Annotated in this window: 18 protein-coding genes; 4 read left to right on the plus strand and 14 right to left on the minus strand. The window is 65.5% G+C overall.

Annotated elements, in window-relative coordinates:
- From IPG63_16285 to IPG63_16340, 12 genes are read right to left on the minus strand one after another with little or no spacing between them, the layout of a single operon-like run.
- Nucleotides 1–2,286, minus strand: a complete 2,286-nt coding sequence (locus IPG63_16285; protein MBK6728750.1) for a DNA internalization-related competence protein ComEC/Rec2 — start codon at nucleotides 2,284–2,286, stop codon at nucleotides 1–3.
- A 7-nt stretch (nucleotides 2,287–2,293) separates the two neighbouring features.
- On the minus strand, nucleotides 2,294–2,983 hold the full coding sequence (locus IPG63_16290; GenBank protein ID MBK6728751.1) for an ATP-binding cassette domain-containing protein: 690 nt from the start codon (nucleotides 2,981–2,983) through the stop codon (nucleotides 2,294–2,296).
- Nucleotides 2,980–4,224, minus strand: a complete 1,245-nt coding sequence (locus IPG63_16295) for a lipoprotein-releasing ABC transporter permease subunit (GenBank protein MBK6728752.1) — start codon at nucleotides 4,222–4,224, stop codon at nucleotides 2,980–2,982. The genes IPG63_16290 and IPG63_16295 overlap by 4 nt, the downstream gene beginning before the upstream one ends.
- Nucleotides 4,225–4,266: 42 nt before the next feature.
- Nucleotides 4,267–4,506 (minus strand): hypothetical protein, encoded by a 240-nt coding sequence (locus IPG63_16300; GenBank protein MBK6728753.1) that lies wholly within the window; start codon nucleotides 4,504–4,506, stop codon nucleotides 4,267–4,269.
- Nucleotides 4,506–4,943: a putative toxin-antitoxin system toxin component, PIN family gene (locus tag IPG63_16305; protein MBK6728754.1), complete on the minus strand. Its 438-nt coding sequence runs from the start codon at nucleotides 4,941–4,943 to the stop codon at nucleotides 4,506–4,508. Before IPG63_16305 ends, IPG63_16300 begins: the two co-directional genes overlap by 1 nt.
- Nucleotides 4,944–4,990: 47 nt before the next feature.
- The gene (locus IPG63_16310) at nucleotides 4,991–5,410 is read right to left on the minus strand and encodes a hypothetical protein (GenBank protein ID MBK6728755.1); all 420 of its coding nucleotides are present in this window, start codon (nucleotides 5,408–5,410) and stop codon (nucleotides 4,991–4,993) included.
- The gene (locus IPG63_16315; GenBank protein ID MBK6728756.1) at nucleotides 5,382–5,606 is read right to left on the minus strand and encodes a succinate dehydrogenase assembly factor 2; all 225 of its coding nucleotides are present in this window, start codon (nucleotides 5,604–5,606) and stop codon (nucleotides 5,382–5,384) included. Before IPG63_16315 ends, IPG63_16310 begins: the two co-directional genes overlap by 29 nt.
- Nucleotides 5,607–5,626: 20 nt before the next feature.
- On the minus strand, nucleotides 5,627–6,415 hold the full coding sequence (locus IPG63_16320) for a succinate dehydrogenase iron-sulfur subunit (protein ID MBK6728757.1): 789 nt from the start codon (nucleotides 6,413–6,415) through the stop codon (nucleotides 5,627–5,629).
- An 8-nt stretch (nucleotides 6,416–6,423) separates the two neighbouring features.
- The gene (locus IPG63_16325) at nucleotides 6,424–8,214 is read right to left on the minus strand and encodes a succinate dehydrogenase flavoprotein subunit (GenBank protein MBK6728758.1); all 1,791 of its coding nucleotides are present in this window, start codon (nucleotides 8,212–8,214) and stop codon (nucleotides 6,424–6,426) included.
- A 1-nt stretch (nucleotide 8,215) separates the two neighbouring features.
- On the minus strand, nucleotides 8,216–8,596 hold the full coding sequence (gene sdhD / locus IPG63_16330; protein MBK6728759.1) for a succinate dehydrogenase, hydrophobic membrane anchor protein: 381 nt from the start codon (nucleotides 8,594–8,596) through the stop codon (nucleotides 8,216–8,218).
- Nucleotides 8,593–8,982 (minus strand): succinate dehydrogenase, cytochrome b556 subunit, encoded by a 390-nt coding sequence (gene sdhC, locus IPG63_16335; protein ID MBK6728760.1) that lies wholly within the window; start codon nucleotides 8,980–8,982, stop codon nucleotides 8,593–8,595. Before sdhC ends, sdhD begins: the two co-directional genes overlap by 4 nt.
- Before the next feature lie 30 nt (nucleotides 8,983–9,012).
- The gene (locus IPG63_16340; protein ID MBK6728761.1) at nucleotides 9,013–9,171 is read right to left on the minus strand and encodes a DUF1674 domain-containing protein; all 159 of its coding nucleotides are present in this window, start codon (nucleotides 9,169–9,171) and stop codon (nucleotides 9,013–9,015) included.
- A gap of 102 nt (nucleotides 9,172–9,273) precedes the next feature.
- Here IPG63_16340 and IPG63_16345 point away from each other — a divergent pair, with 102 nt between their 5' ends.
- Nucleotides 9,274–10,041 (plus strand): hypothetical protein, encoded by a 768-nt coding sequence (locus IPG63_16345; protein ID MBK6728762.1) that lies wholly within the window; start codon nucleotides 9,274–9,276, stop codon nucleotides 10,039–10,041.
- 83 nt (nucleotides 10,042–10,124) lie between these two features.
- On the plus strand, nucleotides 10,125–10,940 hold the full coding sequence (locus tag IPG63_16350; GenBank protein ID MBK6728763.1) for a PhnD/SsuA/transferrin family substrate-binding protein: 816 nt from the start codon (nucleotides 10,125–10,127) through the stop codon (nucleotides 10,938–10,940).
- A gap of 48 nt (nucleotides 10,941–10,988) precedes the next feature.
- Here the strand turns inward: IPG63_16350 and IPG63_16355 are convergent, their stop codons facing one another.
- Entirely contained in the window at nucleotides 10,989–11,450 is a 462-nt protein-coding gene (locus tag IPG63_16355; protein MBK6728764.1) for a DUF1249 domain-containing protein, read from the minus strand.
- A 77-nt stretch (nucleotides 11,451–11,527) separates the two neighbouring features.
- A complete protein-coding gene (locus IPG63_16360) occupies nucleotides 11,528–12,343 on the minus strand; it encodes a kinase/pyrophosphorylase (GenBank protein MBK6728765.1) in 816 nt (271 codons plus the stop codon).
- 134 nt (nucleotides 12,344–12,477) lie between these two features.
- Between IPG63_16360 and ppsA the strand changes: the two genes are divergently transcribed.
- Nucleotides 12,478–14,871, plus strand: coding sequence for a phosphoenolpyruvate synthase (gene ppsA / locus IPG63_16365; protein MBK6728766.1), 2,394 nt, complete (start codon nucleotides 12,478–12,480; stop codon nucleotides 14,869–14,871).
- Nucleotides 14,872–14,962: 91 nt separating this feature from the next.
- Complete coding sequence (locus IPG63_16370) at nucleotides 14,963–15,607, plus strand: TetR family transcriptional regulator (protein MBK6728767.1); 645 nt, start codon at nucleotides 14,963–14,965, stop codon at nucleotides 15,605–15,607.
- Nucleotides 15,608–15,622: the final 15 nt, after the last annotated feature.

Here is a 15,622-nt window from a genome sequence, read left to right on the forward strand (position 1 = left end):
TCAACGCGTTGCTCGACCATCCTGCTCTGCGCCGTGTTCCCGCCAGAACGCGCGGCTGGCGGCACGCGCCGAGTGGACGCTGCGGCCTTTGGCGGTGAAGCGGACGCTGATCGCGCCTTCGACCGCAGTGTCGTGCGCTTCGCTACCGGCCGCTGTCCAGCCAGCGACGACTTCATTCGCGGGATGACCGAAAGGATTGCGCCAGCCGCGGGCGAAGATCACGGTTTCGGCGGAGGTGGCGGCGACGAACTCGGGCGAGGAGGAGTGTTTGCTGCCGTGGTGCGCGGCGATCACGACATCGACGTCGATCGCGTGCGCCTGCTCGCGCGCAAGGCGCTGCTCGATCAGCGCGCCGATATCGCCGGGCAGCAGCGCGCTGCCGTGGCGGGAGCTGATCCGCAACACGCAGGAATTGTCGTTGTCCAGGTCGGGGAAATACGGCGGCGGATGCAGCAGTTCGAAGCGCACGCCGTCCCATTCCCAGTGCTGCCCGGCCGCGCAGCGCGGCGCCGGGTCGGCCTCGTTGCCGATGCTCTCGATCGTGTCCGGGAAAGCGCGCAGCACCGAGCCGCGGCCGCCAGCGTGATCGCCGTCGAGATGGCTGATCATCAGATGATCCAATCGGCGCACGCCGAGCGCGCGCAGGCTCGGCACCACCACCGCATCGCCAAGATCGAAGTCGGCCGAGAGCCGCGCGCCGGTGTCGTAGAGCAGAGCATGGTTGCGCGTGCGCACCAGCACCGACAAGCCCTGGCCGACATCGAACGTGGTCAGCTCGACCTCACCGTCGACGAAATCGTCTCGCGCCGGAACCAGCAACGGCAGCAGCAGCGCCAATCCCAGAATACGCAGCGGCACGCCGCGCGGCAGCAGCATCCACGCGGATCCGAGCACGGCCAGAGGCAGCGCCCACCAAGAGAATTGCGCAAACTGCCATTCGGCCAGCGGCGACTGCGCGCTCACGCTCAGCCCCGACCACAGCGGTTGCAGCAGCGCGGCGGGCAGCGCGAACAGCCCCGAGTAGCCGCTGACGGCATCGACCAGCATCGCCAGCAACAGCAGCGGCACGATCACGAAGGTGATCCATGGCACCGCGAACAGATTCGCGGCAAAGCCGATCACGCTGGTCTGCGCGAACCACCAGGCGCCGATCGGCAGCAGGCCGATGCTCATCGCGACCTGCGCGCGCCACAAACCGGCGAACGAGGTCTCCGATCCGGTCAACGCCCAGATCAGGAACGCCACGCCGACGAAACTCAGCCAGAAGCCGGCGCCGAGCAGGCTGAGCGGATCGATGGCGACGATCACCAGCGCGGCGAGCAGGAGCGCATCGACGCTGCGCAGCGAACGTCGCATCAGCGTCGCCGACAGCGCCACCGCGATCATCAGCAGGGTCCGCACGACCGGCACGCCGAAGCCGGCCAGCAACGCATAGCCACTGGCGGCGACCAGCGCGCCGACCGCCATCGCCTGCGGCCGCGGCCAGCGCAAGCCAAGGCGCGGAAACAGCCGGTAAAGCAACACGAACCACCACGCGCCGAATGCCGCGACCAGGCCGACGTGCAAGCCGGAGATCGCGACCAGATGCCCGGTGCCGGTGGCGCGCAGCACGTCCCAGTCGGCATCGTGCAGACCGCGCACGTCGCCGATCGCGAGCGCGCGCAGCAACGCCGCCATCGTCGCATCGGCCACGCGGGCATCGATCCGCTCGGCAATACGCAGGCGCAAGCGGTCGATCGCGCCACCGCCCTGCCCGGCCACGACCTCGCCGGAACGCACGTAGCCGACCGCAGCGATGCGTTCTGTGAGCGCGTGGCGTTCGAAATCGAAGCCACCGGGATTGACGCGACCACGCGGCCGCCGCAGGCGCAGGGTCGCCTGGACACGATCGCCCGGAGACAACATGGGTGTCGGTGCGTACCAGCCCAGGCGCAGCTTCGTGCCGGGTGCGAGCAAGTTCGATTCCAGCACTCGCGCCTCGAAGCGGATCTGGCGTTCACCCGCCTCGGGCAGGCCGACCACTTCAATCCGCATCGCGGCATCACCGCCATCCGCAGCGGGCGGCAGCCGTGCGCGCAGCGCGGCGTCGGCGTGCAGCCAAAACCAGGACATGCCGACGATAACCGTGGCGATCGCGACCACCCAACGCGCGCGCGACCAAAGCGCGGCAGCGGCCAGGATCAGCAGCGAGAGTGCGACCGGTCGCGCCGGCAGTGCGGGAACGACAAGCGCCGCGACCGCGCCGATCAGGAAACCGGGCGCGAATCGCAGCAGGTGCAAGGCCATCGTCGCCTCAGCGTGCGACGAGCTTGCCGCCGCGCAGTTCCAGCACGCGGTCCATGCGCGAAGCCAGTTCGGCCGAATGCGTCACGATCACCACCGCGGTGCCGAGGTCGCGCTTCAGTTCCAGCAGCATGGCGCAGACGGCGTCGGCGTTGCCGGCGTCGAGGTTGCCGGTGGGCTCGTCGGCGAGCACGCACTTCGCGGGCGTCACCAGGGCGCGCGCGATCGCGGCGCGCTGGCGTTCGCCGCCGGAAAGTTCGCCGGGCTTGTGTTCGAGGCGCGGACCGAGCCCGACGCGTTCCAGAATCCGCGTCGCCTCGGCGCGCGCCGCGGATGCACGCAAACCGCGGATCAGCAGCGGCATCGCCACATTCTCGAGTGCGGTGAACTCGGGCAGCAGGTGATGGAACTGGTAGACGAAGCCGAGCGCCTCGTTGCGCAGGCGTCCGCGCGCGCTGTCGCTCAGGGAGTTCATGTGCTGGCCGGCAACGGTGATTTCGCCGCGATCCGGCACATCGAGCCCGCCGAGCAGATGCAGCAGCGTGCTCTTGCCGGCGCCGGAAGCGCCCATGATCGCGATTGCCTCGCCGGCACGCACGGTGAGGTCGATGTCAGCGAACACCTGCGTTTCGACACGGGTTTCGCGGTAGGTCTTGGACACGCCGCTGGCGGCGAGGACGATGTCGGCGGGAGCGTTCATTCGTAGCGCAGGGCCTCGACCGGATGCGTGCGCGCGGCGCGCCAGGCCGGGTACAGGGTCGCGATCAGGCACAGTACCAGCGTCATACCGATGATGGTGGTGACGTCGTCCCAGCGCAGGTCGGAGGGCAGATCGCTGATGTAGTACATGTCTGCCGGCATCAGCTCGAAGCCGAGCATGGATTCGAGGAAGCGCATGACGTTGGTGACATTTTCCGCCAGCAGCACGCCGCCAATGCTGCCCAGCACGATGCCGACCAGGCCGATGATCGTGCCCTGCACCACGAACACGCCCATCACCGAGCGTGGACTGAGACCGAGCGTGCGCAGGATCGCGATGTCGCCCTGCTTGTCGGTCACCAGCATCACCAGCGACGACACCAGATTGAACGCGGCCACGGTCACGATCAGCGACAGGATGATGAACATCACCATCCTCTCGGTCTGGATCGCGCGGAAGAAATTCGAGTGCTCGTGGGTCCAGTCGCGCACCCGGTAGAAGCCGCCGAGCGTGTCGGCGAGATCGGCGGAGACGCGCTTGGCCTGGAACAAATCGTCGAGTTTCAGGCGCACGCCGGTGACCTTGTCGCCCATGCGAAACAGCTTCGCGGCATCGCCCACATGGATGATGGCCATGCCGCGGTCGTACTCCTGCATCCCGGCTTCGAAGATGCCCACGACCTTGAAGCGACGCATCTGCGGCAGCACCCCCGCCGGCGTGGCGCGCACCTGCGGCGCGTACACCAGCACGTCGCCGCCGAGTTCCGCGCCGGCCCAGATCGCCAGTTCGCGCCCGAGCACGATGCCGTATTCGCCGGGCTGCAGTGCGTCCCAGGAACCTTCGACGATGCGATCGGCGATCTCGCTGACCTCGCGTTCCAGGGTCGGTTCGACGCCGCGCAGGATCGCGCCGCTGACGCGTCCGCCCTGCAGCATCGCCTCGCGCTCGATGTAGGGCGCCGCACCGACGACATGCGCCTGCGTCTTCGCCGTCTTCAGCGCGGTTTCCCAGTTCTCCAGCCCGTCACCGACCCCGGCCACGGTCGCGTGCGAAACCATGCCGAGAATGCGCGCGCGCAACTCGCCCTCGAAGCCGTTCATCACCGATATCACCGTGATCAACGCCGTCACCCCGAGCGCAATGCCGAGCATCGACACCATCGAGATGAACGAAATGAAATGGTTCCGGCGCTTGGCGCGCGTGTAGCGCAGGCCGATGAACAGTTCTAGGGGTCGGAACATGCAGGGACTTCGTGGCAGGCGCACAGTGTAGCGAAGGCGCGATCAGGGCAGTTCGTCACCCTTCTCGGGTGCAAGATCCGGGGTGGCCGCGAGCCAGGTGTCGAGCGAAGCCAGATCAGCACGCGACTGGCGCATGCGGAAGTACGCCTCGGTCTTGAGGGCCGACACCTTCTCCGCGATCGCCATGACGAAGAACTGGTTCATCGACACATGCTCCTCCTCCGCGACCTGTCGCGCGTAGTCCAGCAGTGAATCCGGAACTCGCAGAGCGTAGTTGGCCATCAGAGATTCTCCTTGGTCAGTTGACGGAGGAACGCGCCAGGCGTCATGACGGACATACGGAAATCCGATGCGGCGTCGAAATCCCGGCCATTGAGTGTGACGATGCCGCTGGCGCGGCCATTCAGAGCTGTCTCCAGCACCATCTCGTCGGACGGATCGCGCAATTGCGGCCGCCAGAGGTAGTGCAGATGCACCGGCTCGATCAGCAGACACATGGCATCCAGGAACGCATGATTCATCGCGATGCTGCGCCCGCTCGCTGCAAGCTGTTCCGGACGATTCAGCACGGCTTCGTATTCGAGCATCAAGGGCACCGACACCAGTGCCTTGAAGCGCCTGCTTCTCCACGCCTGCAGCACGGCGAAGGACGCGCCGGTTCGGCTACGCGAAGCCGCGACGAGTACGTTGGTATCGAGCGCGACACGAAACAAACTCATATCGCATATGATATGGCTGCGACAGCACAAGTCAACCTGCGCGCGGCTCAGTGCAGCCCGCCCTTTCGCCCCAGCCATACCCGCAAGCGTCGCCTGGTCTCCGCGGGAATGGAATCGTGCCACAGGGCGAGATCGATGCGACGGCCGCCGTCGCTCCGGAACTGCAGCGCGATCAGGAAGCCGAGGTCGTGGCTGCGCTGCAGTTCGGCGCGGGTTTCGTCCGTACCGAGCACGAGCAACCAGTCGCCTTCGGATTGCAGCGTGCAACGCGGGCCGGGATCGCCGCGGCGCAGTCGCAGCTGGAGCGAGCCGGCGAGGACGATCAGCGCGAGCAGCACAAGCTTCGCACTGCTGGCGAGCCCACTGGCCGCCACTGCCAGCATCGCCATCAGCGTGATGCAGAGCGTCAGCGCTCCGGCGATGCGCGAGGGCGAGGCCTCAAACGAGAGGCTTGGCGCGGATCGCATCAACGAGCGCCTTCAGCTCCACGCGGTCGCAGTCGTGGTAACCGAGAATCCAGCGCTGCAATTCCCGGTCCTCGCAGGCGAGCACGGACTCGAACTGCGTCAGCAGCGCATCGTCGGCGGTCGCCGCATGTTCATCCAGCCAGCGCTCCAGCACGCGATCCAGTTCGCGTGTCCCACGCCGGCAGTGCCAGCGCATGCGCTTGATGCGGATTTCGGTCACAGCGTGCGCCGCTGCACCATGAGTTTCTTGATCTCGGCGATCGCCTTGGCCGGGTTCAGGCCCTTGGGGCAGGTTTTGGTGCAGTTCATGATGGTATGGCAGCGATAAAGCCGGAACGGGTCCTCGAGATGGTCGAGGCGGTCGCCTGCATCTTCGTCGCGCGAGTCGATGATCCAGCGGTAGGCCTGCAGCAGGATCGCCGGGCCGAGGTAGCGTTCGCCGTTCCACCAGTAGCTCGGGCACGAGGTCGAGCAGCAGGCGCACAGGATGCACTCGTAGAGCCCGTCGAGCTTGGCGCGATCTTCCTTCGACTGCAGCCGCTCCTGGTCCGGCGGCGGAGCGCTCTGGGTGCGGATCCAGGGGCGGATCGATGCGTACTGTGCGTAGAACCGCGTCAGATCCGGCACCAGGTCCTTGACCACCGGCATGTGCGGCAGCGGATAGATCTTCACTTCACCCGAACCGCATTCGCCGATCGACTTGGTGCAGGCGAGCGTGTTGGTGCCGTCGATGTTCATCGCGCACGAACCGCAGATGCCCTCGCGGCAGGAACGCCGGAAGGTCAGGGTCGGGTCGATCTCGTTCTTGATCTTGATCAGCGCGTCGAGAACCATCGGGCCGCAGTTGCCGACGTCGACTTCATAGGTGTCGGTGCGCGGATTGGCGCCATCGTCCGGGCTCCAGCGATAGACCTTGAACTGGCGCACCTGCTTGGCGCCGGCCTTGGCCGCATGGTGCTTGCCGGCGGTGACCTTCGAGTTCTTCGGAAGAGAGAATTCGGCCATGGCGGACCTCAGTACTTGCGTTCTTTGGGTGGCACCGCATCGACGCCGCCCTGGGTGTACAGATGCACCGGGCGATAGTCGAACGAGCAGGCGCCGGCGTCGCTGACGCTGACCAGCGTGTGCTTCATCCAGTTCACGTCGTCGCGGCTGGCGAAGTCTTCGCGCGCGTGCGCGCCGCGGCTCTCGGTGCGGTTCTCGGCCGAGTAGATGGTCGCCACCGCCTGCCCGAGCAGGTTCTGCAATTCCAGGGTTTCGACTAGGTCCGAGTTCCAGACCATCGAGCGGTCGGTCACCTTGACGTCGGCGAAAGAGGCGAACACCTCGCTCATCTTGGTGCAGCCGTTCTTCAGCGTCTCGCCGGTGCGGAATACCGCGGCGTCACGCTGCATCGTGCGCTGCATGTTCATGCGGACATCGGCGGTCGGAGTGCCGCCGTTGGCATGGCGCAGGCGATCGAAGTTCGACAGTGCCGGATCGAGCGCCGAAGCCGGCAGCTCCTTGTGGATCGCGCCGGGCTGGACCACGTCGCCGCAGCGGTTCGCGACCGCGCGGCCGAACACCACCAGATCGAGCAGCGAGTTCGAGCCGAGCCGGTTCGCGCCATGCACGGACACGCACGCCGCCTCGCCGATCGCGAACAGTCCGGGCACCACCGCATCCGGGTTGTCGCCCTGCTTGGTCACCACTTCGCCGTGGTAGTTGGTCGGGATGCCGCCCATGTTGTAGTGCACGGTCGGGATCACCGGGATCGGTTCCCGGGTCACGTCGACGCCGGCGAAGATGCGCGCCGACTCGGCGATGCCCGGCAGCTTTTCGTGGATGGTCGAGGCGCCCAGGTGTTCGAGGTGCAGGTGGATATGGTCGTTCTCGGCGCCGACACCGCGGCCCTCGCGGATCTCGATGGTCATGCAGCGGCTGACCATGTCGCGCGGCGCCAGGTCCTTCACGCTCGGCGCATAGCGTTCCATGAAGCGCTCGCCCTTGGCGTTGGTCAGGTAGCCGCCTTCGCCGCGCACGCCTTCGGTGATCAGACATCCGGCGCCGTAGATGCCGGTCGGGTGGAACTGCACGAACTCCATGTCCTGCAGCGGCAGTCCGGCGCGCAGCACCATGCCGCCACCGTCGCCGGTGCAGGTGTGCGCGGACGTTGCCGAGAAATAGGCACGGCCATAGCCGCCGGTCGCGAGGATCACCGCATGCGCACGGAACACGTGCAGGGTACCTTCGGCCAGATCCCAGGCGATCACGCCACGGCAGACGCCGTTGTCCATGATCAAATCGAGCGCGAAGTACTCGATGTAGAAGCGCGCGTCGTGCTTCAGCGACTGCTGGTACAGGGTGTGCAGGATGGCGTGGCCGGTGCGGTCGGCGGCGGCGCAGGTGCGCTGCGCCGGCGGACCTTCGCCGAACTTGGTGGTCATGCCGCCGAACGGGCGTTGGTAGATCTTGCCGTCTTCGGTGCGCGAGAACGGCACACCATAGTGTTCGAGTTCGATCACTGCCGGAATCGCTTCGCGGCACATGTATTCGATCGCATCCTGGTCGCCGAGCCAGTCCGAACCCTTCACGGTGTCGAAGAAGTGCCAGCGCCAGTCGTCCGCGCCCATGTTCGCGAGTGCGGCGGACATGCCGCCTTGCGCCGCGACGGTATGTGAACGGGTCGGGAACACCTTGGTGATGCAGGCGGTCTTGAGCCCCTTGGCCGCGAGTCCCATGGTGGCGCGCAACCCGGCGCCGCCGGCGCCGACCACGACCGCATCGTACTTGTGGTGAATGATCTTGTAGGCGTCCTTCGCCATGTCAGCCTCCAACGGCGATGCGCACGACGGCGAGCGAAGTCGCGAGCGCGGCAAGGAAAGCGAGCAGCCGGATCGAAGTCAGCACGGCGACTTCGAGCCAACGCGTGTGGATGTAGTCCTCGACCACGACCTGTACTCCGAGCAGCGCGTGGTAGACCACGGTCAGCACCAGCGCGAGGATCAGAAAGGAGTTCAGTGGCTGCGCCAGCCAGACGCGGGCATCGGCGTAATCGGCGCCGAACAGCGGCAGCGCACAGAGGAGGAACCAGATCGACAGCGGCGCGAGCAGCACCGAACTGACGCGTTGCATCCACCAGTGCGAGGTGCCGTCTTTTGCAGAACCGAGGCCGCGCACATGCGCGAGCGGTGTGCGTAGGCTCATCGCGCACCTCCCGCCAGGAGCAGCACGCCTGCCGTTGCCACGATCGCGAACGCGACTACCGCGTAGCCGCTGGCGTAGGCGGACTTCAGCTCCAAGCCCCTGCCCGCGTCCCAGAACAAATGGCGGATGCCATTGCCCAAGTGATAGCAGAGCGCGAACACCGAGGACGCCAGCAGCAACTTGCCGATGACGCCATGGGCCAATCCGGCAAACGCGGCATAGCTGTCCGGACCGGAAGCCAAGGCGAAAATCCAGGCAATCAGGCCGATCGCCCCCAGGCACAGGAACAAGCCGGTGATGCGATGCAGGATGGACAGGACGCTGGTGAGCTGGGGCCGGTAGTACGGTCCGATCATGAAAGGCGACAACGGGCGTTGCGCGCTCATCGAAATCTCCTGTTCGGAAAGTGGAATCGCTTAGAAGTCGATGCAGCGACCGTCTTTTTCCCAGTCGCCATAGCGTGTCGGCTCGGGACCCTTGCGGCCACCGATCTCGATAGCCGTGCCGGACGCGGGCGCCAGTGGCGCAGTTGCCGGGAGGTCGGGAGCAGGAATGAGAGCGGGCTGTTCGTTCATGGCGTAGCCAGTGGAGTTTATGCGCTCGGGCCCATCAGCCACAAGCTGCGCGCTTGTTCGCGACCTCGTGCGCGGTGCACCCGGCGCAGGCACAATTGCACAATGAACCACGCGCCGCTGTTTGATCTGCTCGAAGTGCGCGGCCCCGATGCACTGGCGTTCCTGCAGGCGCAACTGGCGGCCGATCTGAATTCATTGGCCGATGCCGGATGGCGCTGGTCGGCGCTGCTGAACGCGCAGGGGCGCGTGTTGCATGTGCTTGGCGTGTGGCGCGTCGCCGCCGATCATTGGCGCCTGCTGGTGCCCTTCGCGCGCGGTGAGGAACTGGGCGCGTCACTGCGCCGCATGGTGTTCCGGCGCAAGGTGCGGATTGAGGTCGATGCGTCTCGAACCCTGGGACGCGACGCCGAGGGTGTGGACTGCGATGTCGCCGGGATGCGCGTGTCCTTGGTTGCACGCGAGGACGCACGGGCGCTGGCGGCCGAGGCGCTGGACGATTTCGCGCGCGCCGGGCTGGCTCTGATCGACGTCACCGCCAGCGGCAGGCAGCTGGCGCATTCGCTGCAGATCGACCGGTTCGCAGCCTTCAGCGTCGGCAAGGGCTGCTATCCGGGGCAGGAGATCGTTGCGCGAACGCATTTCCTCGGCCGCAACAAGCGCTCGCTGGTGCTGCTCGAAGCCACGCCTTGCGCCGCTTGGAAATCGGTGGACGCCGTATTCGACGCTGGCGCCGAACTCGGCGAGATCGTGCTCGCGGGCCGCAGTCTCGCGCTTGCGGTGATCGCTGGCGTGCCGTCCACATCGCGGCTGCAGGTCGGTGCTGGCGGCATCGACAGCGCGGTGCTGCGGTTGTACGCGCCCGTCACCTAGAAACAGATACAAAGAGTTTCGTTAGATCGTTGGCACTCCAGAGAAAAAGTGCTATAGCAGCAGCATCAGGAGGAGACAGCTCCATGAACCAGGTGTTGCGCAAGGGCAAGCAGTTCGCAGTGTTGACGCTGTTCGGCGTCACCGCCGTCACCAGCGCTTCGGCTGCCGAATACAAGCTGCTGGTCGAGCCCAGCTACAACGTGCAGCGGGCAACCGAGGTCTACCAGCCGCTGGTGGCATATCTGAGCAAGGCGACGGGACACAAGATCACCCTGGTCACCTCGCGCAACTACCACTTCTTCTGGCGCGACGTGCGCCAGAACGCGCCGGTCGACTTCATGTTTTCCGAAGCCCATTTCACCGATTTTCGCGCCAAGCGTTTCCAGTACGAACCGATTGCGCGCACTGTCGAGAACACCAGCTACACCCTGCTCGGCAGCGACCAGCTCACCGACACCACGCTGCGTGGTTTGATCAACAAGAACATCGTGTCGATGCCGTCGCCGAGCATGGGTTTCGCGATGCTGCTGCAGTTCTTCCCGGACCCGGTGCGGCAACCCAACCTGATGTCCACCGCGCAAAGCTGGGTGGACGGGGTCGAGATCGTGTTTGCCGGCGAGGCCGACGCGGCCATCGTGCCGACCTGGCTCATGAACCAGTACCCGAACCTGATCCCGATCGCGACCTCCAAGGAATACCCGGGTGCAGCGATGTCGGCGGCGCCAACGGTTCCGCCGGAGGCCAAGCAGGCAATGAAGGATGCATTGCTCAAGCTGCACGAGGATCAGGGCGCCTATGAAGTGCTGGCCGAGCTTGGCGTCACCCAGTTCATCGAAGCGTCCGCGGCCAATTATGACGGCAACGAAAAGGTGCTCGAGGGCTTCTTCGGCTACAAGTGATCGACTTCCGCTTTCAGCACCGGGCGCCGCAGGGCGCCCGTGTCGTTTTCAGGCGACGGCTTCGAGACCGAAGCGCGAGTGCCCGCTCTGCTCCAGATACTCCAGCCACTTCGACAGAAACGCATTCATCCGCAAGCGGTGGCGGAACACGGTAGCCGCAGGCGCGCTGCGACCGAGCACATCCTCCAGCCGTGACCCGAAATAGCAGGCCGTGACCTCGGCCATGCGCGCGTCGCTGAACAGGCGCAGGCGTGCGGAGGGATCGGGCTGGCCGGTCAGGTCATCGACGAACTCATAGCTGAGCCGCAGGTCGGTGGTGAACGCATGCTGCTCCAGAACATCCAGCCGCAGCGGCAGCCCGACCTGCCCCAACGAGCGGTAGCCGCCCGGGGCCAAGCCGCGCGGCCCGAACAAGCGCGTCAGCTGCCAGTAGTTGGATCCGTACAAGCCCATCAGATAGCCGAATCGGCTCGGGCGTTGCAAGTCGTGCTGGCGCAGGATCGAATTCATGGGTTCGATGGTAGCGATTCGCTTCACTCCCACCAGCCTGCACATGCACGGAAATGCGGCGTATCATCGAAGCCCGCTCAGTACAGGTGCCGCTCGATGCCGAGTGCAGACAGCACCTTGCTGGCGATCTCCTCGATCGATGTATGCGTGGTGCTCAGCACCGGCAGTCGCTCGCGCCGAAACAGCTTTTCGGCGGTGCTGACTTCGAATCGACATTGCTCCAGCGTCGCGTAACGACTGCCCGGCTTGCGCGCTTCGCGTACCTGCTGCAGGCGCGCCGGGTCGATGGTCAGAGCGAACAGCTTGTGCCGATGCATCGCCAGTCGCCGCGGCAATTCCTGGCTCTCCAGATCGTCCGGTGTCAGCGGAAAATTCGCTGCGCGCACGCCGAAGTGCAGGGCCATGAACAGGCAGGTCGGCGTCTTGCCGGAACGCGATACCCCAACCAGGATCACATCGGCATCGCTGTAGTTGAAGTCGATGCCGTCATCGTGGGTCAACGCGTAGTTGGTCGCATTGATGCGCGCCTCGTACTGCGCGAAGTTCACCAGGCCGTGGGCCTTGCCGACGCGCGGCTGACGCTTGGTGCCAAGCTCCTGCTCGAGCGGTGCAATGAAGGGTGCGAACACATCCAGCATCAGCGCACCGCTGTCGGCGATCATGCGCGACCATTCCGGATCGACCACGGTATTGACCACGATTGGTCGTTCGCCGGATTCGATCCCGGCCAGGCGCACGCGTTCGGCGGCTTCGAGCGCCTTCTCGACCGAGTCGACGAAGGGAATGCGCATCGTCTCGAATTCGACACTTTCGAACTGGGTCAGCACCGAATGGCCGATGGTCTCCGCGGTGATGCCAGTGCCATCGGAGATGTAGAAAATCTGTCGCGCCATGGAATTGCCCCATCTGTCTTGCGGCGAGCATACGCAATGCCCACCTCCGACGCGCATCGAGGGTTGCCGCTGGCGGCGTGATCCCCGAAAATCCAGCCATCACGGCGCCCCGCCGCACGCTCCCGGAGAACTCCATGACCGACCAGGTGCTCTGGCTCGATCGTCTGCGTCTGTCCGATCTGGCCCAGGTGGGCGGCAAGAATGCCTCGCTCGGCGAAATGATCGGCCACCTCGCCGGTCTCGGTGTGTCGGTACCGGGTGGATTCGCCACTACCGCACACGCCTTCCGCGAGTTCATCGACCAGAGTGGGCTGAAGGCGCGCATCTTCGCGAAGCTGGCCACGCTCGACATCGAGGACGTCGACGCACTCGCCAAGGCCGGCAACGAGATCCGCAGCTGGGTCATCGAAACTGCGCTGACCCCAGCGCTCGACCAGACCATTCGCGTCGCCTATGCCAAGCTGTGCAGCGACAACGGCCCTTCGACAGGCTCAGGGCAGGCAGCGGACGTGAGCGTTGCAGTGCGCTCCTCGGCGACCGCCGAGGACCTGCCGGATGCGTCGTTCGCCGGTCAGCAGGAGACGTTCCTGAACGTCGTCGGCATCGACGACGTGCTGCATCGGGTCAAGGAAGTGTTCGCGTCGCTGTACAACGATCGCGCCATCGCCTATCGCGTGCACCACGGTTTCAAGCACGAGGACGTGTTCCTCTCGGCCGGTGTGCAGCTGATGGTGCGCTCCGACGTCGGCGCGTCCGGCGTGTTGTTCACGCTCGACACCGAGTCCGGATTCCGCGACGCGGTGTTCGTGACGGCGAGTTATGGCCTCGGCGAAACCGTCGTGCAAGGCGCCGTGAACCCGGACGAGTTCTACGTGTACAAGCCGACGCTGCGCGCCGGCAAGCCGGCGATCCTGCGTCGCCAGCTCGGCTCCAAGCTGATCCGCATGGTCTATTCGAACCAGCCCGGCGAGCGCGTGCGCACCGAGCCGACACCCGCCGAGCTGCGCAACCGCTTCTCGATCAGCGATGCCGACGTGCAGGAACTCTCGAAGCAGGCCTTGGTGATCGAACAGCACTACCAGCGCCCGATGGACATCGAATGGGCCAAGGACGGCATCAGCGGCAAGCTGTTCATCGTGCAGGCGCGTCCGGAAACGGTGAAATCGCGCGGCCGCACCACCCAACTCGAACGCTTCCACCTGAGCGGCAAGGGCCCATTGCTGTGCGAGGGTCGTTCGATCGGTCACAAGATCGGCGCCGGCAAGGCGCGCGTGATCCGCTCGATCAAGGAGATGAACAAGCTGCAGCCCGGTGACGTGCTCGTCGCCGACATGACCGACCCGGACTGGGAACCGATCATGAAGCGCGCGTCGGCGATCGTCACCAACCGCGGCGGCCGCACCTGCCACGCCGCGATCATCGCGCGCGAACTCGGCGTGCCCGCCGTCGTTGGCTGCGGCAATGCGCTGGAGAGCATTCCCGACGGTACCGATGTCACCGTGTCCTGCGCCGAAGGCGACACCGGTTTCATCTACGAGGGCCAACTCGCGTTCGAACGCATCACCGCCGATCTCGAGCAGATGCCACCGGCACCGCTCAAGATCATGATGAATGTCGCGAACCCGGAGCGCGCCTTCGACTTCGCCCAGTTGCCGAATGCCGGTGTCGGCCTGGCGCGACTGGAGATGATCATCAACAGCCACATCGGCGTGCACCCGAAGGCGCTGTTGAACTACGCGCAGCAGGACGCGGCGACGAAGAAGCTGATCGACGAACGCATGGCCGGCTACACCGACCCGGTGCAGTTCTATGTCGACCGCCTCGCCGAAGGCATCGCGACGCTGACTGCCGCGTTCGCACCAAACCCGGTGATCGTGCGCCTGTCCGACTTCAAGTCGAACGAATACGCGAACCTGATCGGCGGCAAGCGTTACGAGCCGCATGAAGAGAACCCGATGATCGGCTATCGCGGTGCCAGTCGTTACGTCTCCGCCGACTTTGCCGACTGCTTCGCGCTCGAATGCCGCGCGATGAAGAAGGTGCGCGAGGAAATGGGCCTGACCAACGCCTGGGTGATGATCCCGTTCGTGCGCACCGTCGACGAAGCCCGCCGCGTCGTCGAAGTGCTCGCGAAAAATGGCCTTGAACGCGGCAAGGATGGGCTCAAGCTGATCATGATGTGCGAGCTGCCTTCGAACGCCCTGCTCGCCGACCAGTTCCTCGATCACTTCGACGGCTTCTCGATCGGCTCGAACGACCTCACCCAGCTCACGCTCGGCCTCGACCGCGACTCCGCCCTGGTCGCCGACCTGTTCGACGAACGCAACGATGCCGTCAAGCTCCTGCTGGCGATGGCGATCCAGGCCTGCCGCGCACGCGGCAAATACATCGGCATCTGCGGCCAGGGCCCGAGCGACCACCCCGACCTCGCCGAGTGGCTGATGGACCAGGGCATCGAGTCGGTGTCGCTGAATCCGGACACCGTCGTCGACACCTGGTTGCGTCTGGCAAAACACCGGCAAGGCTGAACGCGCATTGACGAAGGGCGTGGTGGTCGCTAGCCTTCGAACGCCCGTTTGAAGCGTTCGAGCGAGCCGTGGCGGCGACCAATCGGCCTCCATGTTCCCCGCATCCCAGGCGCCTCCCGTGATCAATCCCCATTTCTCGACCAAAGAACGCATCCTCAGTGCGGCCGAAGACCTGTTCGCGAAGTCCGGTTTCGCGGGCGCGTCATTGCGCCAGGTGACTTCCGCGGCCAACGTCAATCTGGCCGCGGTGAATTACCACTTCGGGTCGAAGGAAAACCTGATCAACGAACTGTTCAAGCGCCGCCTCGACGACCTCACCGCAGCGCGCATGGCCGCGCTCGAAAAAGTTCGTTCTTCGCGCCAGGCGACGCTGGAGCAGGTGCTGGAGGCGTTCGTGCAGCCGGCGCTGTCGCTGGCCTCGGAACGCGGTGGTTCCTCGTTCGTGCGCCTGCTCGCGCGTGCCTTCGCCGAACACGACCAGCGCCTGCGCCGTTTCGTCTCCGACAACTACGGGCACGTGCTGGGCGAATTCGCCAAGGTGATCGCGAACCTGTTGCCAAACCTGCCCAAGGACGCCCTGTACTGGCGTCTGGACTTCGTCAGCGGCGCGCTGACCTACGCCATGTCCGACTTCGGCATGATCAAGAAGCCGGCCGGGGTCAGCGACGAACAGCATCGCCGCACCGCCGCCGAACATTTCGTGCGCTTCGCCGCCGCCGGCCTGCGCGCACCGTAATCCAAACCCCGACCC

The organism is Lysobacterales bacterium (genome assembly GCA_016703225.1).
In the GTDB taxonomy this organism is placed as follows: Bacteria; Pseudomonadota; Gammaproteobacteria; order Xanthomonadales; family Ahniellaceae; genus JADKHK01.

What these genes read in the sequence shown, in the direction of transcription:
- IPG63_16285 (MBK6728750.1), bottom strand. Translation starts at nt 2,286, where the DNA reads ATGGCCTTGCACCTGCTGCGATTCGCGCCCGGTTTCCTGATCGGCGCG.
- IPG63_16290 (MBK6728751.1), bottom strand. Translation starts at nt 2,983, where the DNA reads ATGAACGCTCCCGCCGACATCGTCCTCGCCGCCAGCGGCGTGTCCAAG.
- IPG63_16295 (MBK6728752.1), bottom strand. Translation starts at nt 4,224, where the DNA reads ATGTTCCGACCCCTAGAACTGTTCATCGGCCTGCGCTACACGCGCGCC.
- IPG63_16300 (MBK6728753.1), bottom strand. Translation starts at nt 4,506, where the DNA reads ATGGCCAACTACGCTCTGCGAGTTCCGGATTCACTGCTGGACTACGCG.
- IPG63_16305 (MBK6728754.1), bottom strand. Translation starts at nt 4,943, where the DNA reads ATGAGTTTGTTTCGTGTCGCGCTCGATACCAACGTACTCGTCGCGGCT.
- IPG63_16310 (MBK6728755.1), bottom strand. Translation starts at nt 5,410, where the DNA reads ATGCGATCCGCGCCAAGCCTCTCGTTTGAGGCCTCGCCCTCGCGCATC.
- IPG63_16315 (MBK6728756.1), bottom strand. Translation starts at nt 5,606, where the DNA reads ATGCGCTGGCACTGCCGGCGTGGGACACGCGAACTGGATCGCGTGCTG.
- IPG63_16320 (MBK6728757.1), bottom strand. Translation starts at nt 6,415, where the DNA reads ATGGCCGAATTCTCTCTTCCGAAGAACTCGAAGGTCACCGCCGGCAAG.
- IPG63_16325 (MBK6728758.1), bottom strand. Translation starts at nt 8,214, where the DNA reads ATGGCGAAGGACGCCTACAAGATCATTCACCACAAGTACGATGCGGTC.
- sdhD (MBK6728759.1), bottom strand. Translation starts at nt 8,596, where the DNA reads ATGAGCCTACGCACACCGCTCGCGCATGTGCGCGGCCTCGGTTCTGCA.
- sdhC (MBK6728760.1), bottom strand. Translation starts at nt 8,982, where the DNA reads ATGAGCGCGCAACGCCCGTTGTCGCCTTTCATGATCGGACCGTACTAC.
- IPG63_16340 (MBK6728761.1), bottom strand. Translation starts at nt 9,171, where the DNA reads ATGAACGAACAGCCCGCTCTCATTCCTGCTCCCGACCTCCCGGCAACT.
- IPG63_16345 (MBK6728762.1), top strand. Translation starts at nt 9,274, where the DNA reads ATGAACCACGCGCCGCTGTTTGATCTGCTCGAAGTGCGCGGCCCCGAT.
- IPG63_16350 (MBK6728763.1), top strand. Translation starts at nt 10,125, where the DNA reads ATGAACCAGGTGTTGCGCAAGGGCAAGCAGTTCGCAGTGTTGACGCTG.
- IPG63_16355 (MBK6728764.1), bottom strand. Translation starts at nt 11,450, where the DNA reads ATGAATTCGATCCTGCGCCAGCACGACTTGCAACGCCCGAGCCGATTC.
- IPG63_16360 (MBK6728765.1), bottom strand. Translation starts at nt 12,343, where the DNA reads ATGGCGCGACAGATTTTCTACATCTCCGATGGCACTGGCATCACCGCG.
- ppsA (MBK6728766.1), top strand. Translation starts at nt 12,478, where the DNA reads ATGACCGACCAGGTGCTCTGGCTCGATCGTCTGCGTCTGTCCGATCTG.
- IPG63_16370 (MBK6728767.1), top strand. Translation starts at nt 14,963, where the DNA reads ATGTTCCCCGCATCCCAGGCGCCTCCCGTGATCAATCCCCATTTCTCG.